This window comes from Enterococcus sp. DIV1304_2, assembly GCF_050555445.1.
Classification (GTDB): Bacteria; Bacillota; Bacilli; order Lactobacillales; family Enterococcaceae; genus Enterococcus_B; species Enterococcus_B pernyi.
Window position 1 is genome coordinate 72,470 of record NZ_CP187851.1, and the last position, 25,190, is coordinate 97,659.

Annotated in this window: 38 protein-coding genes; 36 read left to right on the plus strand and 2 right to left on the minus strand. The window is 40.1% G+C overall.

Annotated features, from left to right (window positions below; translation table 11 throughout):
- The first annotated feature begins 92 nt into the window (after positions 1 to 92).
- The 34 genes from tuf (at position 93) to truA (ending at position 19,402) form a co-directional block, all read left to right on the plus strand.
- Positions 93 to 1,280, plus strand: a complete 1,188-nt coding sequence (tuf, locus tag IGJ14_RS00325) for an elongation factor Tu (protein ID WP_010734472.1) — start codon at positions 93 to 95, stop codon at positions 1,278 to 1,280.
- 497 nt (positions 1,281 to 1,777) lie between these two features.
- A complete protein-coding gene (rpsJ, locus tag IGJ14_RS00330; RefSeq protein ID WP_010734471.1) occupies positions 1,778 to 2,086 on the plus strand; it encodes a 30S ribosomal protein S10 in 309 nt (102 codons plus the stop codon).
- A gap of 31 nt (positions 2,087 to 2,117) precedes the next feature.
- On the plus strand, positions 2,118 to 2,747 hold the full coding sequence (rplC, locus tag IGJ14_RS00335) for a 50S ribosomal protein L3 (protein WP_010734470.1): 630 nt from the start codon (positions 2,118 to 2,120) through the stop codon (positions 2,745 to 2,747).
- A 27-nt stretch (positions 2,748 to 2,774) separates the two neighbouring features.
- A complete protein-coding gene (gene rplD, locus IGJ14_RS00340) occupies positions 2,775 to 3,398 on the plus strand; it encodes a 50S ribosomal protein L4 (RefSeq protein WP_010734469.1) in 624 nt (207 codons plus the stop codon).
- A complete protein-coding gene (gene rplW, locus IGJ14_RS00345) occupies positions 3,398 to 3,688 on the plus strand; it encodes a 50S ribosomal protein L23 (RefSeq protein WP_002290449.1) in 291 nt (96 codons plus the stop codon). Before rplD ends, rplW begins: the two co-directional genes overlap by 1 nt.
- Positions 3,689 to 3,726: 38 nt before the next feature.
- Positions 3,727 to 4,557 carry a 50S ribosomal protein L2 gene (gene rplB / locus IGJ14_RS00350; protein WP_010734468.1) on the plus strand — a complete coding sequence of 277 codons (831 nt, stop codon included), beginning with the start codon at positions 3,727 to 3,729 and terminating at the stop codon, positions 4,555 to 4,557.
- 42 nt (positions 4,558 to 4,599) lie between these two features.
- A complete protein-coding gene (gene rpsS / locus IGJ14_RS00355; RefSeq protein ID WP_010734467.1) occupies positions 4,600 to 4,878 on the plus strand; it encodes a 30S ribosomal protein S19 in 279 nt (92 codons plus the stop codon).
- 22 nt (positions 4,879 to 4,900) lie between these two features.
- Positions 4,901 to 5,248, plus strand: a complete 348-nt coding sequence (gene rplV, locus IGJ14_RS00360; protein ID WP_010734466.1) for a 50S ribosomal protein L22 — start codon at positions 4,901 to 4,903, stop codon at positions 5,246 to 5,248.
- A gap of 13 nt (positions 5,249 to 5,261) precedes the next feature.
- Entirely contained in the window at positions 5,262 to 5,918 is a 657-nt protein-coding gene (gene rpsC / locus IGJ14_RS00365) for a 30S ribosomal protein S3 (RefSeq protein ID WP_010734465.1), read from the plus strand.
- 2 nt (positions 5,919 to 5,920) lie between these two features.
- On the plus strand, positions 5,921 to 6,355 hold the full coding sequence (gene rplP, locus IGJ14_RS00370; RefSeq protein ID WP_010734464.1) for a 50S ribosomal protein L16: 435 nt from the start codon (positions 5,921 to 5,923) through the stop codon (positions 6,353 to 6,355).
- Positions 6,345 to 6,533, plus strand: a complete 189-nt coding sequence (gene rpmC / locus IGJ14_RS00375; protein ID WP_002288664.1) for a 50S ribosomal protein L29 — start codon at positions 6,345 to 6,347, stop codon at positions 6,531 to 6,533. Before rplP ends, rpmC begins: the two co-directional genes overlap by 11 nt.
- 24 nt (positions 6,534 to 6,557) lie before the next feature.
- A complete protein-coding gene (rpsQ, locus tag IGJ14_RS00380; protein WP_010734463.1) occupies positions 6,558 to 6,824 on the plus strand; it encodes a 30S ribosomal protein S17 in 267 nt (88 codons plus the stop codon).
- A 57-nt stretch (positions 6,825 to 6,881) separates the two neighbouring features.
- Positions 6,882 to 7,250, plus strand: coding sequence for a 50S ribosomal protein L14 (gene rplN, locus IGJ14_RS00385; protein WP_010734462.1), 369 nt, complete (start codon positions 6,882 to 6,884; stop codon positions 7,248 to 7,250).
- 36 nt (positions 7,251 to 7,286) lie between these two features.
- The gene (gene rplX, locus IGJ14_RS00390) at positions 7,287 to 7,595 is read left to right on the plus strand and encodes a 50S ribosomal protein L24 (RefSeq protein ID WP_010734461.1); all 309 of its coding nucleotides are present in this window, start codon (positions 7,287 to 7,289) and stop codon (positions 7,593 to 7,595) included.
- A 28-nt stretch (positions 7,596 to 7,623) separates the two neighbouring features.
- Positions 7,624 to 8,163: a 50S ribosomal protein L5 gene (rplE, locus tag IGJ14_RS00395; protein WP_010734460.1), complete on the plus strand. Its 540-nt coding sequence runs from the start codon at positions 7,624 to 7,626 to the stop codon at positions 8,161 to 8,163.
- A gap of 18 nt (positions 8,164 to 8,181) precedes the next feature.
- The gene (locus tag IGJ14_RS00400) at positions 8,182 to 8,367 is read left to right on the plus strand and encodes a type Z 30S ribosomal protein S14 (RefSeq protein ID WP_002356214.1); all 186 of its coding nucleotides are present in this window, start codon (positions 8,182 to 8,184) and stop codon (positions 8,365 to 8,367) included.
- Positions 8,368 to 8,403: 36 nt separating this feature from the next.
- Positions 8,404 to 8,802: a 30S ribosomal protein S8 gene (gene rpsH, locus IGJ14_RS00405; RefSeq protein ID WP_010734459.1), complete on the plus strand. Its 399-nt coding sequence runs from the start codon at positions 8,404 to 8,406 to the stop codon at positions 8,800 to 8,802.
- Between the two features lie 31 nt (positions 8,803 to 8,833).
- Positions 8,834 to 9,370, plus strand: a complete 537-nt coding sequence (gene rplF, locus IGJ14_RS00410; protein WP_010734458.1) for a 50S ribosomal protein L6 — start codon at positions 8,834 to 8,836, stop codon at positions 9,368 to 9,370.
- A 164-nt stretch (positions 9,371 to 9,534) separates the two neighbouring features.
- Positions 9,535 to 9,891 carry a 50S ribosomal protein L18 gene (gene rplR, locus IGJ14_RS00415; RefSeq protein ID WP_010734457.1) on the plus strand — a complete coding sequence of 119 codons (357 nt, stop codon included), beginning with the start codon at positions 9,535 to 9,537 and terminating at the stop codon, positions 9,889 to 9,891.
- A 20-nt stretch (positions 9,892 to 9,911) separates the two neighbouring features.
- Entirely contained in the window at positions 9,912 to 10,412 is a 501-nt protein-coding gene (gene rpsE, locus IGJ14_RS00420; protein WP_010734456.1) for a 30S ribosomal protein S5, read from the plus strand.
- 14 nt (positions 10,413 to 10,426) lie between these two features.
- Entirely contained in the window at positions 10,427 to 10,606 is a 180-nt protein-coding gene (gene rpmD / locus IGJ14_RS00425) for a 50S ribosomal protein L30 (RefSeq protein WP_010734455.1), read from the plus strand.
- 48 nt (positions 10,607 to 10,654) lie between these two features.
- Complete coding sequence (rplO, locus tag IGJ14_RS00430) at positions 10,655 to 11,095, plus strand: 50S ribosomal protein L15 (RefSeq protein ID WP_010734454.1); 441 nt, start codon at positions 10,655 to 10,657, stop codon at positions 11,093 to 11,095.
- Complete coding sequence (gene secY, locus IGJ14_RS00435; protein ID WP_019723012.1) at positions 11,095 to 12,390, plus strand: preprotein translocase subunit SecY; 1,296 nt, start codon at positions 11,095 to 11,097, stop codon at positions 12,388 to 12,390. Before rplO ends, secY begins: the two co-directional genes overlap by 1 nt.
- 59 nt (positions 12,391 to 12,449) lie before the next feature.
- A complete protein-coding gene (locus tag IGJ14_RS00440; RefSeq protein ID WP_010734452.1) occupies positions 12,450 to 13,097 on the plus strand; it encodes an adenylate kinase in 648 nt (215 codons plus the stop codon).
- 190 nt (positions 13,098 to 13,287) lie between these two features.
- Positions 13,288 to 13,506, plus strand: a complete 219-nt coding sequence (gene infA, locus IGJ14_RS00445; protein ID WP_002288695.1) for a translation initiation factor IF-1 — start codon at positions 13,288 to 13,290, stop codon at positions 13,504 to 13,506.
- A gap of 32 nt (positions 13,507 to 13,538) precedes the next feature.
- Positions 13,539 to 13,655 carry a 50S ribosomal protein L36 gene (gene rpmJ / locus IGJ14_RS00450; protein WP_002288710.1) on the plus strand — a complete coding sequence of 39 codons (117 nt, stop codon included), beginning with the start codon at positions 13,539 to 13,541 and terminating at the stop codon, positions 13,653 to 13,655.
- Between the two features lie 17 nt (positions 13,656 to 13,672).
- Entirely contained in the window at positions 13,673 to 14,038 is a 366-nt protein-coding gene (gene rpsM / locus IGJ14_RS00455) for a 30S ribosomal protein S13 (protein WP_010734451.1), read from the plus strand.
- A gap of 27 nt (positions 14,039 to 14,065) precedes the next feature.
- Complete coding sequence (gene rpsK / locus IGJ14_RS00460) at positions 14,066 to 14,455, plus strand: 30S ribosomal protein S11 (RefSeq protein ID WP_010734450.1); 390 nt, start codon at positions 14,066 to 14,068, stop codon at positions 14,453 to 14,455.
- Between the two features lie 79 nt (positions 14,456 to 14,534).
- A complete protein-coding gene (locus tag IGJ14_RS00465; RefSeq protein ID WP_005880735.1) occupies positions 14,535 to 15,473 on the plus strand; it encodes a DNA-directed RNA polymerase subunit alpha in 939 nt (312 codons plus the stop codon).
- Between the two features lie 26 nt (positions 15,474 to 15,499).
- Positions 15,500 to 15,880, plus strand: a complete 381-nt coding sequence (rplQ, locus tag IGJ14_RS00470; protein WP_010734449.1) for a 50S ribosomal protein L17 — start codon at positions 15,500 to 15,502, stop codon at positions 15,878 to 15,880.
- 268 nt (positions 15,881 to 16,148) lie between these two features.
- Entirely contained in the window at positions 16,149 to 16,988 is an 840-nt protein-coding gene (locus tag IGJ14_RS00475; protein ID WP_010734448.1) for an energy-coupling factor ABC transporter ATP-binding protein, read from the plus strand.
- Complete coding sequence (locus IGJ14_RS00480; RefSeq protein ID WP_010734447.1) at positions 16,964 to 17,833, plus strand: energy-coupling factor ABC transporter ATP-binding protein; 870 nt, start codon at positions 16,964 to 16,966, stop codon at positions 17,831 to 17,833. The genes IGJ14_RS00475 and IGJ14_RS00480 overlap by 25 nt, the downstream gene beginning before the upstream one ends.
- Positions 17,823 to 18,620 carry an energy-coupling factor transporter transmembrane component T family protein gene (locus tag IGJ14_RS00485; protein WP_019722576.1) on the plus strand — a complete coding sequence of 266 codons (798 nt, stop codon included), beginning with the start codon at positions 17,823 to 17,825 and terminating at the stop codon, positions 18,618 to 18,620. Before IGJ14_RS00480 ends, IGJ14_RS00485 begins: the two co-directional genes overlap by 11 nt.
- Positions 18,621 to 18,655: 35 nt before the next feature.
- Positions 18,656 to 19,402: a tRNA pseudouridine(38-40) synthase TruA gene (gene truA, locus IGJ14_RS00490; RefSeq protein WP_010734445.1), complete on the plus strand. Its 747-nt coding sequence runs from the start codon at positions 18,656 to 18,658 to the stop codon at positions 19,400 to 19,402.
- A gap of 43 nt (positions 19,403 to 19,445) precedes the next feature.
- Here truA and IGJ14_RS00495 read toward each other — a convergent pair whose 3' ends face one another.
- Positions 19,446 to 22,118: a YfhO family protein gene (locus tag IGJ14_RS00495; protein ID WP_019722577.1), complete on the minus strand. Its 2,673-nt coding sequence runs from the start codon at positions 22,116 to 22,118 to the stop codon at positions 19,446 to 19,448.
- A 446-nt stretch (positions 22,119 to 22,564) separates the two neighbouring features.
- Complete coding sequence (gene rpmB, locus IGJ14_RS00500) at positions 22,565 to 22,753, minus strand: 50S ribosomal protein L28 (RefSeq protein ID WP_019722578.1); 189 nt, start codon at positions 22,751 to 22,753, stop codon at positions 22,565 to 22,567.
- A 271-nt stretch (positions 22,754 to 23,024) separates the two neighbouring features.
- On the opposite strand from rpmB, the gene IGJ14_RS00505 reads away from it, so the two are divergent.
- Both IGJ14_RS00505 and IGJ14_RS00510 read left to right on the plus strand, forming a co-directional pair.
- Positions 23,025 to 23,387, plus strand: a complete 363-nt coding sequence (locus tag IGJ14_RS00505; RefSeq protein ID WP_010720424.1) for an Asp23/Gls24 family envelope stress response protein — start codon at positions 23,025 to 23,027, stop codon at positions 23,385 to 23,387.
- Positions 23,388 to 23,438: 51 nt separating this feature from the next.
- Positions 23,439 to 25,121: a DAK2 domain-containing protein gene (locus tag IGJ14_RS00510; protein ID WP_019722579.1), complete on the plus strand. Its 1,683-nt coding sequence runs from the start codon at positions 23,439 to 23,441 to the stop codon at positions 25,119 to 25,121.
- The last annotated feature ends 69 nt before the right edge of the window (positions 25,122 to 25,190 follow it).

Below are 25,190 nucleotides of genomic sequence, written 5' to 3' on the forward strand. Positions count from 1 at the left end.
GATGATACGGGCATGTGATCGGCAATTTTGTCTATCACATACCTATCAGACAAATAAAAATTAAACTGTAATTTTAGGGAGGATATTTTAAAATGGCAAAAGAAAAATTTGACCGTTCGAAACCACACGTTAACATTGGTACTATCGGACACGTTGACCATGGTAAAACAACTTTAACAGCTGCAATCACAACTGTACTATCTAAGAAAAACGGCGGCCAAGCAATGGCTTACGATCAAATCGATGGTGCTCCTGAAGAACGCGAACGCGGAATCACTATCTCAACAGCTCACGTTGAGTACGAAACTGACGCACGTCACTATGCTCACGTTGACTGCCCAGGACACGCGGACTACGTTAAAAACATGATCACTGGTGCTGCTCAAATGGACGGAGCAATCTTAGTTGTTTCTGCTGCTGACGGCCCTATGCCTCAAACTCGTGAACACATCCTATTATCTCGTCAAGTTGGTGTACCATACATCGTTGTATTCTTGAACAAAGTAGATATGGTTGATGACGAAGAATTACTTGAATTAGTTGAAATGGAAGTTCGTGACCTATTAACAGAATACGAATTCCCTGGTGACGATGTTCCTGTAATCGCTGGTTCAGCTTTAAGAGCTTTAGAAGGCGACGCTTCATACGAAGAAAAAATTCTTGAATTGATGGCTGCAGTTGACGAATATATCCCAACTCCAGAACGTGATAACGACAAACCATTCATGATGCCAGTTGAGGACGTATTCTCAATCACTGGTCGTGGTACTGTTGCTACAGGACGTGTTGAACGTGGACAAGTTCGTGTTGGTGACGTTATCGATATCGTTGGTATCGCAGAAGAAACAGCTCAAACAACTGTAACTGGTGTTGAAATGTTCCGTAAATTATTAGACTACGCTGAAGCAGGCGATAACATTGGTGCGTTATTACGTGGTGTTTCACGTGAAGACATCCAACGTGGTCAAGTTTTAGCTAAACCAGGTACAATCACACCTCATACAAAATTCTCTGCAGAAGTATACGTGTTGACTAAAGAAGAAGGTGGACGTCATACTCCATTCTTCACTAACTACCGTCCACAATTCTACTTCCGTACGACTGACGTAACTGGTGTTGTTGAATTACCAGAAGGAACTGAAATGGTTATGCCTGGCGACAACGTAACAATGGAAGTTGAATTAATCCACCCAATCGCTATCGAAAACGGTACTAAATTCTCAATCCGTGAAGGCGGACGTACAGTTGGTGCCGGTGTCGTTACAGAAATCAAAGCTTAATTCATTTTAAGCCTAACAAAGTAACATTTATTCGGACGTTGAAGTTCGAGGTAAGGATCTTGATCCTTTGCCTCGAACTTTTTTTATTTCAGCAGACAATTGATTAGAGGAGAGGCTATGAAAGAGAGGAATATCCAAAAATATTCTTAATATGTAGTGAACTGTCTTTTTCCTCTAAATAGGCGAATGGAAATTGAAAGGAAAAACAACAAATCCTTCTATAAAAAAGAGAAGGATTTCTCTTTTTTTAATTGAATGAAAATTTATGAAAATAAATTGTTTTTTACAGCAAAAAAACCTTGCGTTGTGAATTTAGATATATTATAATGACAAAGGTGCGTTTACTTTAGGTGAATGGCACAGACGAAATCAAAATGATTTTGTCGGCTAAGAAACGAGAGGTTGCGACACGCCCGGACGCTTTGCCACGAACGAGCGTGACGGAAATTTTCGTGGAGCTATGTCTACTTTTCAAAATAGGCGAAGGAGGGAACAAGATGGCAAAACAAAAAATTCGTATCCGTTTAAAAGCGTATGAACACCGTATTTTAGATCAATCAGCGGATAAAATCGTGGAAACTGCAAAAAGAACTGGAGCTGGCGTTTCTGGTCCAATTCCATTACCAACTGAACGCAGTCTTTACACAGTTATTCGTGCGACTCACAAATACAAAGATTCACGCGAACAATTCGAAATGCGTACACACAAACGTCTTATCGACATTGTGAACCCAACACCAAAAACAGTTGATGCTTTAATGAAGCTTGACTTACCATCAGGTGTTAACATCGAAATCAAACTATAAAAACTAAACTAATAATAATGGAGGTGTACTCATGACCAAAGGAATCTTAGGGAAAAAAGTGGGAATGACACAAATCTTCACTGAATCTGGCGAATTAATTCCAGTTACTGTTGTAGAAGCTACGCCAAACGTAGTACTACAAGTAAAAACAATGGAAACTGATGGCTACGAAGCTATTCAAGTTGGTTACCAAGACAAACGTGAAGTTTTATCAAACAAACCTGCGAAAGGTCATGTTGCAAAAGCAAACACGGCTCCTAAGCGCTTCATTCGTGAATTCAAAAATGTTGAGCTAGGAGAATATGAAGTAGGAAAAGAAATTACAGTTGATGTTTTCCAAGCAGGAGACATTATTGATGTAACAGGTACTACGAAAGGTAAAGGATTCCAAGGGGTTATCAAACGTCACGGCCAAAGCCGCGGACCAATGGCTCACGGTTCTCGCTACCATCGTCGTCCTGGGTCAATGGGTCCAGTTGCACCTAACCGTGTATTCAAAAACAAACGTCTTGCTGGCCGTATGGGTGGCAACCGCGTAACTATCCAAAACTTGGAAGTTGTACGTGTAGATGCTGAAAGAAACGTAATCTTGATCAAAGGTAACGTTCCTGGAGCGAAAAAATCATTAATCACTATCAAATCAGCTGTGAAAGCTAAATAATAGTAGGAAGAAAGGAGGAACTAAGGAATGCCGAATGTAGCATTATTCAAACAAGATGGAAGCCAAAACGGTGAAATCACTCTTAACGAAGAAATCTTCGGAATTGAACCAAATGAAAGTGTTGTTTACGACGCAATCGTTATGCAACGCGCATCATTAAGACAAGGAACACATGCGGTTAAAAACCGTAGCGCTGTTCGAGGCGGTGGCCGTAAACCATGGCGTCAAAAAGGAACTGGTCGTGCTCGTCAAGGATCAATCCGTTCACCGCAATGGCGTGGAGGTGGCGTAGTCTTCGGACCAACACCACGTTCTTACAGCTACAAACTTCCTAAAAAAGTTCGTCGTTTAGCAATGAAATCTGTATTATCAGAAAAAGTTGCAGAAAACAACTTGGTAGCAATCGAAGGATTAAGCTTTGATGCACCAAAAACAAAAGAATTCAAAGAAGTTCTTGCTAAATTATCTATTGACTCTAAAGTATTGGTTGTACTAGAACCTGGTAACGACTTTGCAGCTTTATCTGCACGTAACTTATCAAACGTTTCTGTAGTAACTTCTGACAACGTTAGTGTTCTAGATGTTGTATCAAATACAAAAGTTTTAGCAACACAAACTGCTCTTACTCAAATTGAGGAGGTGCTTGCATAATGAACTTACTAGACGTAATCAAACGCCCAGTGATCACTGAGAAATCAATGCTTGCCATGGATGACAAGAAATATACTTTCGAAGTAGACACACGCGCAAACAAAACTTTAGTAAAACAAGCGGTTGAGGCTGCTTTTGACGTGAAAGTCAAAAACGTGAACATCGTGAACGTACGTGCGAAATTCAAACGTATGGGCAAATATGCAGGATATACAAAAAAACGTCGCAAAGCGATCGTTACATTGACTGAAGATTCAAAAGAAATCCAATTATTCGAAGCTGCTGAATAAGCAACACTCGATAACTGATTAAATTAGGAGGGGAAAACGTGGCGATTAAAAAGTACAAACCTACCACAAATGGCCGTCGTAACATGACAGGTTCTGATTTTGCTGAAATCACAACATCAACACCTGAAAAAACATTGTTACAGCCATTGAAAAACCATGCTGGACGTAATAACAACGGCCGCATCACTGTACGTCATCAAGGTGGCGGACACAAACGCCAATACCGCGTGATCGATTTCAAACGTAATAAAGACAACGTTGTTGCTACTGTTCAAACGATCGAATATGATCCAAACCGTTCAGCTAACATCGCGTTAGTACATTATGAAGATGGAGTGAAAGCTTACATCTTAGCACCAAAAGGACTACAAGTTGGAATGAAACTTGTTTCAGGTCCTGAAGCAGATATCAAAGTCGGAAATGCTCTTCCTTTAGAAAACATTCCAGTTGGTACTGTGATCCACAATATTGAAATGAAACCTGGTAAAGGTGGACAATTGATCCGTTCTGCTGGTACAAGTGCTCAAGTACTTGGTAAAGAAGGCAAATACGTATTGATCCGCTTAAACTCTGGTGAAGTTCGCATGATCTTAGCTGCATGCCGTGCAACAATCGGTTCTGTAGGTAACGAACAACACGAACTTATCAATATTGGTAAAGCTGGCCGCTCTCGTTGGATGCGTAAACGCCCAACTGTACGTGGTAGCGTAATGAACCCGAACGATCACCCACACGGTGGTGGTGAAGGTAAAGCTCCAATCGGACGTAAAGCTCCAGTTTCTCCTTGGGGTCAACCAGCTCTTGGTTACAAAACTCGTAACAAGAAAGCTAAATCAGACAAACTTATCGTTCGTCGTAAAAATAAATAATTACTTTGACCATGTGTCGCACATTTTGAGAGGAGGTTCACCATGGGTCGTAGTTTAAAGAAAGGGCCTTTCGTTGATGAGCATTTAATGAGTAAAGTTGAAGCTCAAGCAGGGGCCGAAAAGAAAAAAGTAATCAAAACTTGGTCTCGTCGTTCGACAATTTTCCCAAGTTTTGTTGGATATACCATCGCAGTATACGATGGACGTAAACACGTACCAGTTTACATCCAAGAAGATATGGTAGGACACAAATTAGGTGAATTCGCACCAACTAGAACTTATCGTGGGCATGTCGCTGACGACAAGAAAACGAGACGCTAATTCGAGGGGAGGATAAAAGCAAATGGCAGAACAAATCACATCAGCTAAAGCAACTGCAAAAACAGTTCGCACTTCACCTCGTAAAGCGCGTCTAGTAATTGACCTTATCAGAGGTAAAAGTGTTGCGGATGCAATTTCAATTTTGAAATTCACACCAAACAAATCTGCTGGGATCATCGAGAAAGTATTGATGTCAGCAATTGCAAATGCAGAAAACAACTTTGACTTAGATGTTGAGAACTTGGTAGTATCTGAAGCATTTGTTAACGAAGGACCAACAATGAAACGTTTCCGTCCACGTGCAAAAGGTTCAGCTTCACCAATCAACAAACGTACAAGTCATATCACGGTAGTCGTATCAGAAAAATAAGGAGGGATAATCTGTGGGTCAAAAAGTACATCCAATTGGAATGCGTGTAGGCATCATCCGCGACTGGGATGCAAAATGGTTTGCTGAAAAAGAGTATGCAGAGTTCTTACACGAAGATTTAAGAATCCGTAAATTTATTTCAACTAGACTTGCTGATGCTGCTGTATCAACAATTGAAATCGAACGCGCAACTGGCCGCGTAAACATTTCAATCCACACAGCTAAACCAGGTATGGTTATTGGTAAAGGCGGATCTGAAGTCGAAAACCTAAGAAAAGAATTAAACAAATTAACTGGTAAAAGAATCCATATCAACATCGTGGAAATCAAAAAACCAGATTTAGATGCTAAATTAGTAGGTGAAGGAATTGCACGTCAATTAGAAAACCGTGTTGCATTCCGTCGCGCTCAAAAACAAGCGATCCAACGTTCAATGCGTTCTGGCGCTAAAGGGATCAAAACTCAAGTATCTGGACGTCTAAACGGTGCGGATATCGCTCGTTCAGAAGGATACTCAGAAGGAACAGTTCCTCTTCACACTTTGCGTGCGGATATTGATTACGCATGGGAAGAAGCAGATACAACATACGGAAAACTAGGAGTTAAAGTGTGGATCTATCGTGGAGAAATTCTTCCAACTAAAAAAAACACTGAGAAAGGAGGGAAATAAACATGTTAGTACCTAAACGTGTAAAACACCGTCGTGAATTCCGCGGAAAAATGCGTGGTGAAGCAAAAGGCGGAAAAGAAGTAGCATTCGGTGAATACGGCTTACAAGCTGTTGAATCACACTGGATCACAAACCGTCAGATCGAAGCTTCTCGTATTGCTATGACTCGTTACATGAAACGTGGCGGGAAAGTATGGATCAAAATTTTCCCTCATAAATCATATACATCTAAAGCGATCGGCGTTCGTATGGGTAAAGGTAAAGGGGCTCCTGAAGGATGGGTTGCACCAGTAAAACGTGGTAAAATCATGTTTGAAATTGCAGGCGTTTCTGAAGAAGTAGCTCGTGAAGCATTACGTTTAGCTTCTCACAAATTACCAATGAAAACTAAGATCGTAAAACGTGAGGAAATGGGTGGTGAATCGAATGAAGGTTAAAGAAATCAGAGAATTAACCACTGCCGAAATGCTTGATCAAGAAAAACAATTAAAAGAAGAATTGTTTAATCTTAGATTCCAATTAGCAACAGGTCAATTAGAAAACACTGCACGTATTAAAGAAGTACGTAAATCGATTGCACGCATCAAAACAGTTTTGCGTGAACAAGCTAAGTAATTATGGAAGGAGGCCATTAAGCGTATGACTGAAGAAAGAAATCAACGCAAAGTTTATCAAGGTCGCGTGGTATCAGACAAAATGGATAAAACAATTACCGTTGCTGTCGAAACAAAGAAAAACCACCCTATCTACGGTAAACGTATGAACTATTCTAAGAAGTACAAAGTACATGATGAAAACAACACAGCAAAAGTTGGCGACATCGTGAGAATTATGGAAACTCGTCCATTATCAGCTACAAAACGTTTCCGTTTGTTGGAAATAGTCGAAGAAGCAGTTATTATCTAATAACACGAGATTTTCCTATATAGATTGAATGCAAAATCTGAAAGGAGGATACACAACGTGATCCAAGCAGAAAGTCGTTTAAGAATCGCTGATAATTCAGGCGCACGTGAAATTTTGACGATCAAAGTCCTTGGCGGATCTGGTCGCAAAACTGCGAATATCGGTGATGTGATCGTTGCTACGGTTAAACAAGCAACGCCAGGTGGGGTTGTCAAAAAAGGTGACGTCGTTAAAGCCGTTATCGTTCGTACAAAATCAGGAGCTCGTCGTGCAGACGGTTCATATATCAAGTTTGATGAAAATGCTGCAGTGATTATTCGTGATGATAAAAGCCCTCGTGGAACACGTATCTTTGGGCCAGTTGCACGTGAACTACGTGAAAACAACTTCATGAAGATCGTTTCTCTAGCACCAGAAGTTTTATAATCTTGAGACACTTAACAAAGGAGGTGCGAAACAGTTATGTTTGTTAAAAAAGGCGATAAAGTTAAAGTGATCACCGGTAAAGACAAAAACAAAGAAGGCGTTGTATTAGCAGCGTTTCCTAAACAGGATAAAGTGGTTGTCGAAGGTGTGAACATGATCAAAAAACACCAAAAACCTTCTCAAGCTGCTCCTCAAGGTGGAATTGTTGAGATGGAAGCGCCACTTCACGTTTCTAACGTGATGGTCATCGACTCTACTGGTGTAGCTGGCCGAGTTGGCTACAAAGAAGTAGACGGAAAAAAAGTCCGTGTTTCTAAAAAAACCGGTGAAGTTTTAGATAAATAAAAAGTTTAAGGAAGGAGGGTCTTACTGAATGAACCGCCTAAAAGAAAAATATCTTAAAGAAGTAACTCCATCATTGATGGAAAAATTTGACTATAGCTCTGTTATGCAAACACCTAAAGTTGAAAAGATCGTCATCAACATGGGTGTTGGTGATGCGGTATCAAACGCTAAAAACTTAGACAAAGCAGTTGAAGAACTAACTTTGATCACTGGACAAAAACCAATGATCACAAAAGCTAAAAAATCAATCGCTGGATTCCGTTTACGTGAAGGAATGCCAATTGGAGCAAAAGTTACCTTACGCGGAGAAAGAATGTACGAATTTTTAGATAAATTAGTATCAGTTTCTCTACCACGTGTACGTGACTTCCATGGTGTAAGTAAAAAAGCCTTTGATGGTCGTGGAAACTACACTTTAGGTATTAAAGAACAATTGATCTTCCCAGAAGTAGATTATGATTTAGTAGATAAAGTACGTGGTATGGACATCGTCATTGTAACGACAGCGAACACAGATGAAGAATCTCGTGAGTTGTTGACACAATTAGGCATGCCATTCCAAAAATAATTAAAGGAGGCGAACTACGTGGCTAAAAAATCAATGATTGCTAAAAACAAACGTCCTGCAAAACATTCAACACAAGCTTACACTCGTTGCGAACGTTGCGGACGTCCACATTCAGTTTATCGTAAGTTCCATCTTTGCCGTATTTGCTTCCGCGAACTTGCCTATAAAGGTCAAATTCCCGGCGTGAAGAAAGCTAGCTGGTAAAAAAGTAAATTCGCATAAGAAGGAGGTAAAAGTTCAATGGTCATGACAGATCCAATTGCAGATTTTCTAACTCGTATCCGTAATGCAAACATGGTTAAACATGAGGCTTTAGAAGTACCTGCATCAAAAATTAAACGTGACATCGCTGAAATCTTGAAACGTGAAGGTTTCGTCCGTGATGTTGAATATATCGAAGATGACAAGCAAGGCGTGATCCGTGTTTTCCTAAAATTCGGTAAAAGCGGCGAACGTGTTATTACAAACTTAAAACGTATTTCTAAACCAGGCTTACGTGTTTATGTTAAAGCTGGCGAAGTGCCAAAAGTTTTAAATGGCTTAGGTATCGCTATTATTTCGACTTCTGAAGGTGTTGTCACTGATAAAGAAGCTCGTGAGAAAAACATCGGCGGCGAAGTTATCGCTTACGTATGGTAATCAAGTAGAATCTACAAGGAGGTGTCTTTAAGTGAGCCGTATTGGAAATAAGATCGTTGTGATCCCTGAAGGAGTAACTATCACTCAAGATGGAAACAACGTTACAGTTAAAGGACCAAAAGGGGAATTGACTCGTACATTTTCTGCTGATATCAAAATGAATATCGAAGGAAATGAAGTGACATTCACTCGTCCAAATGACAGTAAAGAAATGAAAACTATCCATGGAACAACTCGTGCTAACTTCAACAACATGGTTGTAGGTGTTAGTGAAGGTTTCCAAAAAGGATTAGAATTAATCGGGGTTGGGTACCGTGCGCAAATGCAAGGAACAAAACTTGTATTGAACGTTGGTTACTCACATCCAGTAGAAATCACACCACCAGCTGGCGTGACTGTTGAAGTCCCATCTAACACACAAGTAATTGTGAAGGGTGCGAACAAAGAAGAAGTTGGCGAATTAGCTGCGAACATCCGTGGTACTCGTCCTCCAGAACCTTATAAAGGTAAAGGTATTCGTTATGTTGGCGAATTCGTACGCCGTAAAGAAGGTAAAACTGGTAAATAATCGTTTCGAAAAATTTCATAGAAGCCAGCAGCAGGAAAAAAGGATTTTGCTGAAGTATTTCTTCATTAAGAGAGAGTTTACTTGTGCCGCAGCTTCTATTTTTTCAAAACTGATCATTTCTACTGTCTGACAGTAGAAAAAATAAAAATAAAGAGGTGACAATTGTGATTACAAAACCAGATAAGAACAAAACACGTCAAAAGAGACACCGTCGTGTACGTAACACTATCTCTGGTACTGCTGAGCGCCCACGCTTGAACGTTTTTCGTTCTAACAAAAACATCTACGCGCAACTTATTGATGACGTAGCGGGTGTAACGCTAGCAAGTGCCTCTACCTTGGATAAAGAAATTTCAGGTGGAACAAAAACAGAAGCAGCACAAGCTGTCGGTAAATTAGTTGCTGAACGCGCAACTGAAAAAGGCATTAAAGTCGTAGTCTTTGACCGTGGTGGATACCTTTACCATGGCCGTGTGCAAGCTTTAGCTGAAGCTGCTCGCGAAAATGGACTAGAATTTTAGAAGAAGGAGGAATACCATTCATGGTTTATATCGATCCAAAACATTTGGAATTAGAAGACCGCGTTGTTGCAATTAACCGTGTAACAAAAGTTGTTAAAGGTGGACGTCGTCTACGTTTTGCTGCTTTAGTTGTTGTCGGTGACAAAAACGGACACGTAGGATTTGGTACTGGTAAAGCACAAGAAGTACCTGAAGCGATCCGTAAAGCAATTGAAGATGCGAAGAAAAACTTAGTTGAAGTACCTATGGTTGGTTCAACAATCCCACACGAAGTAATCGGTGCTTTTAGTGGTGGTAGAATCCTAATGAAACCTGCTGTTGAAGGTTCTGGGGTTGCTGCTGGTGGACCAGTTCGTGCCGTATTAGAATTAGCAGGGGTAGCAGATATCACTTCTAAATCTTTAGGCTCAAACACACCAATCAACGTTGTTCGCGCAACTGTTGAAGGTTTGAAACAATTAAAACGTGCTGAAGAAGTTGCAGCTCTACGCGGCAAATCAGTGGAAGAATTAATCGGATAAGGAGGACAAACATAATGGCTGAATTAAAAGTAACTTTAAAACGCAGTATTATCGGACGTCCTCAAAACCAACGCGATACTGTTAAAGCGTTAGGTCTTACAAAGATTAACAGTTCTGTGGTTAAGCCTGCTAATGAAGCAATCAAAGGCATGATCAACACTGTTTCTCACTTAGTGGACGTTGAAGAAGTTTAATTAAACAAATAAAATAAGAACTAGGACAATTAAGGAGGTGCCAAACCTATGAAACTTCATGAATTAAAACCCGCTGAAGGTTCACGCCAAGTACGTAACCGTGTTGGTCGTGGTACTTCTTCAGGTAACGGAAAAACTGCCGGACGTGGTCAAAAAGGACAAAAAGCTCGTTCAGGCGGTGGTGTACGTCTAGGATTCGAAGGGGGACAAACACCATTGTTCCGTCGTTTACCAAAACGTGGATTTACAAATGTTAACCGTAAGGACTACGCAGTCGTTAATTTAGATGTCTTGAATCGCTTTGAAGACGGAGCTGAAGTAACTCCTGTTGCTTTAGTAGAAGCTGGAATCGTGAAAAACGAAAAAGCTGGAATCAAAGTTTTAGCTAACGGAGAATTGAACAAAAAGTTAACTGTGAAAGCAGCTAAATTCTCAAAAGCAGCACAAGAAGCAATCGAAGCGGCTGGTGGCTCTGTTGAGGTGATCTAATGCTTAAACTATTAAAAGACGCTTTTAAGGTCAAAGATATTAGATCGAAAATCCTTTTTACTGTATTTGTTCTCTTTGTTTTTCGTTTAGGGGCACATATCACTGTTCCCGGCGTAAATGCAAGCTCATTACAAGACCTATCTAGCTTACCGTTTTTCAACATGTTGAACTTGGTAAGTGGTAGTGCAATGCAAAACTTCTCGATCTTTTCGATGGGGGTTTCGCCTTACATTACTGCTTCGATCGTTATCCAATTATTACAAATGGATATCGTGCCACGTTTTGTGGAATGGTCGAAACAAGGTGAAGTTGGTCGTAAAAAGTTGAATCAGGCAACAAGATATTTGACGTTAGTATTGGCATTTATCCAATCTGTCGGTATCACAGCAGGATTTAACCAATACGCTCAATTAGGTTTTGTCAACAATCCAAATGTCTCTACTTATGTAACGATCGGTTTGATCTTAACTGCAGGAACGATGTTTGTTACTTGGTTGGGTGAACAAATCACTGAAAAAGGTATCGGTAACGGTGTGTCAATGATCATCTTTGCAGGGATCATTTCAAGATTACCGGAAAGTGTACGTGAAATTTATGAAGATTACTTCGTAAATATCAATTCTTCCGATATCTGGAGATCTGCGATTTTCGTTGCCATCTTACTAGTTGCGGTTCTAGCAATCGTGACATTCGTAACATTTTTCCAACAAGCTGAACGTAAGATCCCGATTCAGTACACAAAACGTATAGCAGGTGCGCCAACAAGTAGTTATCTACCGTTGAAAGTAAATGCTGCTGGGGTAATTCCGGTTATCTTTGCAAGTTCATTTATTGCAACACCAAATGCTGTGTTACAAGCGTTAAGTGGCCGTTTCGGATCTGAAAACTGGTATAAAATAATGATGGAGATCTTTAACTATAATACGGTGCCTGGCGCAACGATTTATACGGTATTGATCGTCGCATTTACATTCTTCTATGCCTTTGTCCAAGTAAACCCTGAGAAATTAGCGGAGAACTTACAAAAGCAAGGAAGCTATATACCAAGTGTACGCCCTGGTAAGGGGACTGAAGAGTATGTCTCAAGCTTATTGATGCGATTAAGTACAGTCGGAGCACTATTCCTTGGTTTAGTGGCATTATTACCAATCATTGCTCAAATGGTTTGGGATCTGCCACAATCAATCGGATTAGGTGGTACAAGTCTGTTGATCGTGATCGGTGTGGCTTTAGAAACTGCGAAACAGTTAGAAGGCTTAATGCTGAAACGTAAATATGTTGGCTTTATTGAGTAAGAAAGCGTGTTGAGGTTTTTCCTCAACACACGTTCTCACATTTATTAGGAGGGAAAGCAATGAACCTCATTTTAATGGGGCTGCCAGGTGCAGGTAAAGGAACACAAGCTGAAAAAATCATTGACGCTTATGGGATTCCTCACATCTCAACAGGAGATATGTTTCGTGCAGCTATCAAAAATGAAACAGCTCTTGGCTTGGAAGCAAAGTCTTATATGGATAAAGGTGCATTAGTTCCTGATGAAGTAACAAATGGAATCGTAAAAGAGCGTTTAGCAGAACCCGATACAGAGAAAGGCTTCTTATTAGATGGCTTTCCTCGTACAATCGAGCAAGCAGAAGCTCTAGATGCAATGTTAAAAGATTTAAATAAACAAATTGATGCTGTCATCGATATCCACGTGGGTGAAGAAGTTTTGGTTGAGCGTCTAGCAGGCCGCTTCATTTGCCGTAACTGTGGAGCAACTTACCATAAAATTTTCAACCCTACAAAAGTTGAAGACACATGTGATCGTTGTGGTGGGCATGAATTCTATCAAAGAGAAGATGATAAACCTGAGACGGTTAAAAATCGTCTGGCTATCAACATCAAAAATAGTGAACCAATCTTGGCTTATTATAAAGAACAAGGTTTGCTACACACTATCGATGGTGATCGTGAAATCGATGCTGTATTTACTGATGTCCAAAAAATCATTGAAAAATAGCACGATTGCCCGTAGCCGACTTGCATTAAGCAGTTACTCTTGTCAAGTTCAATAAATTATGATAGAATATGTCAGTCCGACTTCTAGAGAATCCTCTAGATGATCCATTTTGAGAATTTTGAGGTGGGAACTGCAGTTTCCGCCATTTTATCGTGTGAAAATGCGAAACAAGTACAAGGAGGTACTGTGCGTGGCAAAAGAAGATATGATTGAAGTCGAAGGTACAGTCGTCGAAACTTTGCCGAATGCAATGTTTAAAGTTGAACTAGAAAACGGACACCAAGTTCTTGCTACTGTTTCAGGTAAAATTCGTATGCACTACATTCGTATTCTACCTGGTGACAAAGTGACGGTTGAATTGTCTCCATATGATTTAAACCGTGGCCGTATTACTTATCGCTTTAAATAATTGTACTCCGTAAAACTACAGGAGGTATTATCATGAAAGTAAGACCATCAGTAAAACCAATGTGTGAACATTGTAAAGTAATTCGTCGTAAAGGACGCGTTATGGTGATTTGCCCAGCAAATCCAAAACATAAACAACGTCAAGGATAAATGGAGGTGCACTAAATATGGCTCGTATTGCAGGAGTAGATATTCCTCGTGATAAACGTGTAGTAGTTTCACTTACTTATATCTATGGTATTGGTAACACTACTGCGAAACAAATCTTAGCTAATGCTGGCGTATCTGAAGATGTTCGCGTTCGTGAATTAACGAATGAACAAACAGATGCTATCCGTGCAGAAGTAGATAAATTAAAAGTTGAAGGGGATCTTCGTCGTGAAGTGAACTTAAACATCAAACGCTTGATGGAAATCGGTTCTTACCGTGGAATCCGTCACCGTCGTGGATTGCCTGTTCGTGGACAAAACACGAAAAACAATGCACGTACTCGTAAAGGCCCAGCTCGCGCTATCGCTGGCAAGAAAAAATAATTCTTAAGTGAAGGAGGTTAAATCTTCATGGTAGCAAAAAAAGTGAATCGTAAACGCCGTGTGAAAAAGAATATAGAAGCTGGGATTGCACATATCCACTCTACATTCAACAACACAATCATCATGATCACTGATACTCACGGAAATGCTTTAGCGTGGTCATCAGCTGGTTCATTAGGTTTCAAAGGAAGCAAAAAATCAACTCCTTTTGCCGCTCAAATGGCAGCAGAAACAGCTACAAAAGCAGCAATGGAACACGGATTAAAAACTGTTGAAGTAACAGTTAAGGGACCTGGTTCTGGACGTGAAGCAGCAATTCGTTCATTACAAGCAACAGGTTTAGAAGTGACTGCAATTCGTGACGTGACTCCAGTTCCTCATAATGGTGCCCGCCCTCCAAAACGCCGTCGTGTTTAATGAGTGCCTCTCATTTTGAGTTCTATTAGTAACGTCATTGAACAAGACACTTTTCGTTTTGAAAGGGGTAAAGATAAGAATGATTGAGTTCGAAAAACCAAGAATCGCAAAAATTGATGAAGAAAAAGATTATGGCAAGTTCATCGTTGAACCTCTTGAAAGAGGGTATGGGACTACTTTAGGGAATTCCCTACGTCGTATTTTATTATCTTCTTTGCCAGGTGCTGCCATCACTAATATTCAAATCGATGGTGTACTGCATGAATTCTCTACCATCAAAGGTGTTAGAGAAGACGTCACTCAAATCATCTTGAACATTAAAGGTTTAGCACTGAAAATGTATGGTCAAGAAGAAAAAACCCTTGAGATCGATATTACCGGACCTGCTACAGTAACTGCTGGCGATATTATCGTTGATAGTGAGGTAGAAATTCTTAACAAAGATATGTACATCTGCAGTGTATCTGAAGGTGCTACGTTCCATGCTCGCCTAACGGTGAAACCAGGACGTGGTTATGTTCAAGCAGATGAAAACAAAAAAGAAGATATGCCAATTGGTGTTCTTCCAGTCGATTCAATCTACACGCCTGTACGTCGTGTCAACTACCAAGTAGAAAACACACGTGTTGGACATCGTGAAGATTTTGATAAATTGACAATGGAGATCTGGACAGATGGTTCAATCGAACCATTGGAAGCAATGAGTTTATCTGCAAAAATCATGACTGAACATTTAGACATCTTTGTCAACCTAACTGATGAAGCGAAAAACGCTGAAATCATGGTCGAAAAAGAAGAAACACAAAAAGAAAAAATGTTAGAAATGACGATTGAAGAATTAGACTTATCTGTTCGCTCTTATAATTGCTTAAAACGTGCAGGAATCAATACTGTACAAGAACTTACGAATAAATCTGAGCCAGAAATGATCAAAGTCCGTAACTTAGGACGTAAATCATTGGAAGAAGTTAAAGCAAAATTGCATGACTTAGGTTTAGGTTTACGTAAAGAAGATTAAACCTTTTACGAAGGAGGGAAACCAACGTGAGTTATCGTAAACTAGGACGCACATCTAGCCAACGTAAAGCGATGTTGCGTGATTTAACAACTGACTTATTAATTAATGAACGTATTGTGACTACAGAAGCTCGTGCGAAAGAAGTTCGCTCAACTGCTGAAAAAATGATCACTTTAGGCAAACGCGGAGACTTACATGCACGTCGTCAAGCTGCGGCTTTCGTACGTAATGAAGTTGCTAGCGTGCGTGAAGAAAATGAGGAAATCGTTATCGAATCAGCTTTACAAAAGTTATTCAACGATATTGCACCTCGTTATGCTGAACGTCAAGGTGGCTACACTCGTATCTTGAAGACAGAACCAAGACGCGGAGACGGAGCACCAATGGTTGTCTTAGAACTTGTCTAAAATCACACTAATAACATCACTTTATGGATGATTCTTTTAGAGTGTTATGATGTTGGAAGTTACTTATTCCGAGTCTAGCTCAGCGCTGCTCCCCAAGCGATTCGTTTGGGGAGTATGCACTCATCATAAAGTGTTTTTTTGTACCTTCAATTAACTGTCAAGACAGTCTTGAAGGTATAAAAAAACATTTTAAAAATCAGAAATGATTGAAAACTAAGCAGTTTTTTGATAGGGTTAATAGGAACTTTAGGATGAAGAGGGAGTACTTATGGAGCCGATTATTGAATTAGGAAAGATTAATTACAAATACCAACCAGAAGATTTACGACCAGCATTGAAAGATGTTTCTTTCACGATCAATAAAGGAGAATGGATCGCGATTATCGGGCACAATGGTTCTGGTAAATCAACGCTTGCAAAAACGATCAATGGCTTACTCCTTCCTGAATCTGGGACGGTCAAAGTTGGTAATCAAATACTAAATGAAGAGAATATATGGACGATCCGCCAAAAAGTCGGCATGGTCTTTCAAAATCCGGACAATCAATTTGTTGGATCAACAGTAGAGGATGACGTGGCCTTTGGTTTAGAGAATCAAGGCATTCCTCGAGAAGAAATGATCGTTCGAGTGAAAGATGCTCTTGAAAAAGTTCGAATGTCTGATTTTGCGACAAGAGAACCGGTTCGTCTTTCCGGTGGACAGAAACAACGTGTGGCGATTGCCGGTGTTGTAGCCCTCCGACCAGAAATCATCATCTTGGATGAAGCAACAAGTATGTTAGATCCTGAAGGTCGTGAAGAAGTCATCACAACGATCAAAGAAATCAAAGAGGAAAGTCAACTGACCGTTATTTCAATCACGCATGATATTGATGAAGCAGCCAATGCCAATCGTATTTTTGTGATGAAAGAAGGCGAATTAGTGAATGAAGGAACACCGAAAGAGATATTCTCTGCCGGCCCCGAACTAATCAATCTAGGCTTAGATTTGCCTTTTCCCGAAAAACTAAAAAGTGCCTTGAAAGAACGTGGCATTGAAGTGCCTAAAGAATACATGACAGAAGAAAGGATGGTGGATTGGTTATGGACATCCGTTTTGAAAAAGTAAACTTTACGTACCAACCGAATACACCATTCGAGCAACGAGCTTTATTTGATATTGACTTGTTGATCAAAGAAAACAGCTACACTGCATTAGTGGGTCATACTGGAAGTGGGAAATCCACCTTGCTTCAGCATTTGAATGCGTTGATCAAACCGACGGAAGGAACTGTCCAAATCGGTGATCGTCAGATCAAACCAGATACAGATAATAAAAATTTGAAACCAATTCGAAAAAAAGTCGGTATTGTTTTTCAATTTCCAGAGGCACAGTTGTTTGAAGAAACGGTCGCAAGAGATATTGCGTTTGGCCCAAAAAACTTTGGTGTGAGTGAGGAAGAGGCGACTCTACTGGCAAAGGAGACCTTAGAGCAAGTCGGCTTAGATGAGACGTATTTAGAACGCTCGCCTTTCGAGCTGTCAGGTGGTCAAATGCGACGTGTAGCGATTGCTGGTGTTCTAGCTATGAAACCCGAAGTTCTCGTCTTAGATGAGCCAACAGCTGGGTTAGATCCACAAGGAAGAAAAGAAATGATGGATATGTTCTGGCGTTTGCATAAAGAACAGCAAATCACGATTGTATTAGTCACCCATTTGATGGACGATGTGGCAAACTATGCCGATTTTGTTTATGTATTGGAGAAAGGTCGCATTGTTAAGTGCGGCGAACCAAAAGAAGTCTTCCAACACCTTGAATGGTTAAAAGAACGGCAGTTAGGCGTACCAACAGCCACTGAGTTTGCAGAGGAACTACGTGTAAAAGGCATCCATTTTGATGAATTGCCGATTACTGCAGACGCATTAGCGGACCAATTGGTCAAACTGGTGGGAGGTACTGCTCATGATGAATAAATTGATTTTTGGTCGTTATATGCCTGGAGACTCATTTATCCATCGTTTAGATCCACGTGCAAAGTTATTGGCAAGTTTCTATTTTATCGGCATTATCTTCTTAGCCAATAACTGGCAGACATATGCCTTATTAGCGGTGTTTACTTTATTTGCTGTTTTCTTGTCAAAAGTAGATATCAAATTCTTTATTCGAGGAATCCGTCCGTTGATCTGGTTGATTCTATTCACTGTAGGTTTACAAGTACTGTTTACAAGTGGTGGAGAAACGTATTGGAGTTGGGGGATTTTCAATATCACTCAATTTGGTGTCATGAACGGACTATTTATTTTTTGTCGGTTTGTTTTGATCATCTTTATGTCCACTTTATTGACACTGACAACGCCGCCTTTAGAATTATCCGATGCGATTGAATATTTGTTACGACCATTGAAAGTTGTTCGCTTTCCAGTACATGAAGTATCGTTGATGCTTTCGATCGCTTTACGTTTTGTGCCGACATTGATGGACGAAACCGAAAAAATCATGAATGCACAGCGCGCGCGTGGTGTTGACTTTGGCGAAGGAAGTCTAGTGCAAAAAATGAAAGCGGTGATTCCTTTACTGATTCCGCTATTTGTCAGCAGTTTCAATCGTGCGGAAGATCTAGCTACAGCGATGGAAGCAAGAGGCTACCAAGGTGGGGAAGGTCGGACAAAATACCGTATCCTTCACTGGCACTTACAAGATACTATTGTTATGGTTGCTTTTGGGCTTATGACCATCGTACTAGTGTTTATCCGTAGCTAAACTTATCAAAGATGAATGAGAACAGGGGAAGATGAATGGTACGCTATAAAGCAATCATTGCCTATGATGGTACCCAGTTCAATGGTTTTCAGAAACAACCTAACGGACGAACGGTCCAAGAAGAACTGGAAAAAACCTTAAAGAAGATGGCAAATGGAAAAGAAATCACGATTTTTGGATCTGGACGGACAGATGCAGGGGTTCATGCAATCGGGCAAGTCATCCACTTTGATTATCCAGAAGAGCGACCTTTGGAACGTATGCGTTTTGGGTTAGACACGCAGTCGCCAGAAGATATTGCTGTAAAAAGTGTGGAGATTGTGCCAGAAACTTTTCACGCACGCTATCTAGTGAAAGAAAAAACCTATCAATTCAAAGTAGATATCGGAAAACCACGTAGTCCCTTCCGTAGACATTATGCAAGCTATTTTCCTTATCCAATAGATGTAGCAAAGATTGAACGAGCATTGCCTGATTTACTTGGTACGCATGATTTCACTTCGTTTTGTGCTTCTGGAAGTTCCATTGAAGATAAAGTACGGACTATCTATGAAGCCAGTTTACAGGTCAATGAAGCAGGCGATGAGTTGACGTTTACGTTTCGTGGTGATGGCTTCCTTTATAAAATGATTCGCATTTTAGTTGGAACGTTGTTAAAAATAGGCAACGATCGTTTGCCAGAAGATTGTCTGCCGGAAATCATTGCCAAAAAAGACCGCAATGCAGCGGGTCCGACTGCTCATCCGGAAGGGTTATACCTATACGAAGTAAAATATGAATAGCACACAAGAAAAAAGCGTTTCGGCAATCACCGAAACGCTTTTTTTATCTTGCGCGACGACGTTCACGTCTTGGACGGTGATCATCGCTTTCGTTTATAGGATCAATGACGCCACTAAATGGCTGACGTTTACGAAGGTACCATAGATACAAGATAAACAAGGCAATACATCCAATAAAGAGAAGTAAGCCAGGAATGAATCCTTTTGGCATGTAACTAAAAGTAATCGTATGTTCACCTTCAGGAACTTCTACCATCAAAAAGGCATCTTGGAATTTCTTCACAGGAACTTTTTCGCCATCGATTTTAGCAGTCCAACCACCATCATAAGGGATAGTCGTGGCTATCATCGTTTTTTCAGTCGCGGTTACTTTTCCTGTAGCTGTTCGACCGGTAGTAGTCATCTCTACACCGTTATTTCTGATTTGGTTGATTGCGGCTTGATACGCTACGACATCAAGTCCGACCACTTGTGGTTCCATAAAGCTGACTTCTTTGGTTCCATAGAAGCTTGCAGTGAAGGTAACCGTTGTGTCTTGTGGGTAATAACCTAAATCATAATATTGACCAGTAATGTTAATTTGAGATTTTCTAGATACACCATTGACGGTAATAGTTGCTGTAGAGCTTTCTAACTGTGCGAAATTCGTTGGAAACAGGCTGAGATATGCTTGGGTATTCGCAGGTACTTGGACTTCCCAAGTCAATTCTTTTGGTTGATTATTCGCTGTTTCACTATAAGTGACCCCATTTGTCGTTGTTGTGATCTTCGTGTTCTGTTGACTTTTTAGGGTTGGTTTGTAAAACGTAAAGAATGATTGATTCAACCCAGAAAGAGCATTCATCAAATTGGTTTGACTGGTTAGATTATCACCTATCGGCTGTTCGATCTTATTGATCGTCAAAGGTGCTTTAAAGGCTAATGGCACAGCATTACTATTTTCGTACAAAGTATAGTTGTCCGTTTGTTCGACGGATTGGAAGCCGTATTTATTAAAGCTACTGTCGTTTTTAGCAATATTGTATTTGATTCCCGTAAATCCATCCATCAACAAGGTATTATTATTGTAGCGAATGTTCAAATTTGTTCCTCTAGAACGGAAGCCTAAAGTATCCAAGTAAGAGGAAGAGTTTCGATTTCTGATTGAGGAGAACATACTGATTCCACTATAACCATAATTGATCGAATCATTCGGTGAAACAGGATCAAGGTTTTCTAATCGATAAAACGTATCGGAATCCTTTTTCGAGGCATCAACTAACGTTTTGATCTCAGGATAAGGTTCGGTATACAAACTTCTTGAGGCATAATTCCAATCATCGAGAATGCCATGGATCATACTGTTGGTATTGACTGCGGCTTCTGCTGTCATCAATAGTAACAGAAGAATACTCAAACGTTTCAGATCAAATGGGTGTTGTTGGAATAAACCAATCGTCAATGCGTAGAGCGCTAAAAAGACTAACGTCAAAACAAAGGATGTGAGCGTGACATACGTGTAACTGCCATCTGGTTTGATTCCCCAAGCTGTAGCAAAAGCAGCCGCTAGTACAATGATGACGCCTAGCAATCGCTTCTGATCCTTCTCCTGTAGCTGTTCCCAACTATGAGCCGCTAACAAGAGTACGAGAAATGAAAAGAGATAGGCATAACGGAATAAGAACATATTTGGTGCGTGCATCCCATGCCAGAATAAATTCAAAGGAACGAAATAGAAGCTAGCAATCAAGATCGCGAATAGCCCACCGAACAACAACTTATTTTTCAAGGGGAATTTGCGACTGACAAAATACAAGAGGCATAGTGCTAAAGGAAACAATCCAGCATAGATAAATGGGATCGATCCATATTTCGTCGTGTCATAAACACCCACCATGTTTTTCATCAATAAATCTAAATAAGAAGTTGCTTCCGTCTTTAATGAAGTGATCTGCGTCAACGCTTCGCCATTGGCACGTAGATCGAGAATGGCAGGCAGGATGATCACCATCGATGCACCTCCTGCTAATAAAGAGGTGATCCCATAAGGTAAAATCGTTCCTTTGTACCTCCGCCAATTCGTCAGTAGTCGTGTAACAAAGTATAAAAAGGAGAAAACCCCGACCATGAAGCCCATATAAAAACTGGATAAGAACAAAAGCAAGTAACTAACAAACAATAAAATAGGTTTCTTTTGGTCCATCACACGATGGATACCTAAAATGATCAGAGGAAGATAGACAAAGGTGTCTAACCACATGATGATCTCTGAATGGGCAGTGATAAATGAAATCGACGCATAACTGACACTTAATGCGACTTGCCCCCAATGTGGAATGCGATAGGTACGCGCTAGAAACCAGAAGGATAAACCAGCTGAACCAACCTTTAGTAAGGTGATGAGATACAAGGCATCTGGCATCAATTGATTCGGGAACAATAAAACGAGTGGTGTGAAAAGTCCACCTAAATAATAAGAAATCAATGATAGATAATTTAAGCCAAGTGAGGCATTCCACGTGTAAAAAATGCTTTGTTTCCCTAACAACATATTACGGAAGCTTGCATGAAAGTTTGAAAATTGTGAGAAAGCATCACTAGCCAAAATGCTCCGATCACTTCCTGGATAAATACCGATACTTAAATAAACCAATAAAAGAATCAGCAAAGGGATAAAGAAGCTAGCAGCTGCATAGCGGCCGTTTTCTTTTAAGAATTTTTTCAATGTTGTTTTCATTACAATTCAGTCACCAAATTTCTATTTGAAGTTATCATTAGTTTATCACATTCATGATTTTACTTGCTGAAAATACAACCAAATTCATAAAAAAATTACATTTGAAATTAAATAACATTTGTGAGTTTAAATTACATTTACATTAAGAAAATAACACAAAATAAGAAAACACTTTCTACTTTAAAATAAAGTGTTGACAGGCGTTTGCAAATGCGTTATGTTTTATTTGTAACAATTATAAAAAAACATATACCTATCACTATCTGAGGGGTAGTGGCACATAAAAGAAGACTTAAAACAATTATCTGGGTGATTGATTGTTTTAAGCCTTTTTTATTTTTTCTTCTTAAGTTTCATGTAGTTGAGGAAATGTCTCTCATTTGATAATGATTCGCAAAAAATAAAAACCGTTCATTTTGTTGAACGGTTCAAATCATTTCATTCAATTATATGCGTTCAACTTTTCCTGATTTCAACGCACGAGTTGACACCCAAACTTTTTTAGGTTTGCCGTCAATCAATACGCGAACTTTTTGTAAGTTAGGTTTAACTGTACGTTTTGTTGAGTTCATCGCATGTGAACGGTTGTTTCCACTTTTTGTCTTGCGACCTGTAAAGTAACAAACTTTTGCCATGTAAATTTCCTCCTTTGCCTTGATTTGGAGCAATAGTAAATTCAGCTCATACCAGAATAACATATCATATGGCGTAGGAATTTGCAAGCATATTTTCATAGAATTGATTGACATTTTCAGTGATTAATTGTAACGTGAACAAAGTCTTTTCCTAATTTTTTTCAATGGTTTTTGAGTACTTTAAGGGAACAACCTTTTATTTCGGTTGACGCTATGATAAAATGTGATAGTAGAAAAATGGGAATATTTTACCCGTTAAGGAGGCTCATTCATGGCTGTAAAAATTCAAACGTCAGCTGGAACCATTGAAATTACCAATGATGTCATCGCAACAGTTGTTGGTGGTGCCGCAACAGATGTATTTGGTGTTGTAGGAATGGCTAGCAAGAATCAAATCAAAGATAATATCACTGAAATTTTGCGTAAAGAAAATTACTCAAGAGGAGTAGTTGTCCGCCAAGAAGCTAATGGGATCGCAGTAGATGTTTATACAATCATTAGTTATGGCACAAAAATTTCAGAAGTTTCTCGTAATGTCCAAGAAAAAGTGAAATATAACTTGGAGACTTTACTAGGTGTTACAGCCAATTCAGTAAATGTCTTCGTGCAAGGTGTTCGTGTACTGCCAGACTAGGCAGGAGACTTGCTGACTGTTCAGCAGTCGATCTGAAGGAGGATTATCTAGGTGAGTGTAACAGAAATTAGTGCAAGCCAATTCCAGGAAATGGTTCAGTCCGGTGCGAATCGGCTACAAAAAAATGCAGAATACGTCAATTCCCTAAATGTATTCCCGGTTCCCGATGGAGATACCGGTACCAATATGAATTTATCAATGACAAGTGGTGCAAAAGCCGTTGTTGATTCTACCTCTGAAAAGGTAGGAGAATTAGCAGCGCTGTTATCTAAAGGTTTATTGATGGGGGCAAGAGGAAACTCTGGGGTTATTTTATCTCAGTTGTTCCGTGGTTTTTCAAAACAAATCCCTGATGTGACTGTTTTGACAGCAACAGATTTAGCTGCAGCTTTTACTCATGGGGTCGAAACAGCTTATAAAGCAGTAATGAAACCTGTCGAAGGAACGATCCTGACAGTCGCAAGAGAAGCTGCCAAAGCTGGTGAGAAAAAAGCAAAATCAACAGACGATGTGATCGAAGTCATGACTGCGGTCGTTAAAGGTGGAAAACGTGCATTAGCAAAAACACCTGATTTGTTGCCTGTATTAAAAGAAGTAGGCGTTGTTGACAGTGGTGGACAAGGACTATTATTCGTATACGAAGGTTTTTTAACTGCGTTGAATGGTGAATACCAAGCAGACGAGGTCTATGAACCATCTCCTGCTCAAATGGACGATATGGTAAATGCAGAGCATCATCGTAGTGTGCAAGGTCAGTTAGCAACTGAGGATATCCATTATGGTTACTGTACAGAAATCATGGTGAAGATCGGTGAAGGTCCAACTGTAGATAGTACATTTGATTATGAAGAGTTTCGTAACTATCTAGATGGCCTTGGGGATTCCCTGTTAGTGGTCAATGACGATGAAATCATCAAAGTACACGTTCATACAGAAAACCCTGGGGAAGTCATGAATTACGGACAGAAATTTGGTTCCCTAGTGAAAGTCAAAGTGGACAACATGCGTTTGCAACACGAAACGATCTTAGAACATGACCAAGCCCCTTCAGCGCCGGTCGCACAAACGAAGCCTCGTGTACCTTACGGGATCGTTGCCATCGCAGCCGGAAAAGGTGTGCAAGAGTTATTTGAAAGTCTAGGAGCAAACTACGTGATCAGTGGTGGACAGACGATGAATCCAAGTACGGAAGATATCGTGAAAGCGATCAATGAAGTGAATGCAGATAAAGTCATCATCTTACCGAATAACAAAAATATCTTTATGGCAGCTGATCAAGCTGCTGAAGTGGCTGAACTTCCAGTTGCTGTTGTTCCATCAAAAACAGTTTCTCAAGGATTGACAGCGATGTTGTCCTTCAATGAACAAGCAACGTTAGAAGAAAATAAAGAAACGATGACAGATGTGCTTTCAAGTGTTGTCAGTGGTCAAGTGACACATGCGATCCGCGACACGATGATCGACGGAGTGAAAATCACAGAAGGTGATTTCTTAGGGATGATCGATGGGAAAATCGTGATCTCTAATCCAGACATCTTAGCGACATCACTTGCTACATTAGAGCAAATGATCAACGAGGATACTGAGATCGTCACGATATTAACCGGAGAAGACGGGTCTGCAAAGCAAGCACAAGCATTTGCGGCTCAACTGAGCGACAAATATCCTGAGTTAGAAATCGAGATCCATCAAGGAGATCAACCTGTCTATCCTTATTTATTTTCTGCTGAATAATACAGCCTGAAGCCGATAGATAAAGCAGAAAATCATTTGAAAGGATCTTCGGTCAACGATTTGCAAATC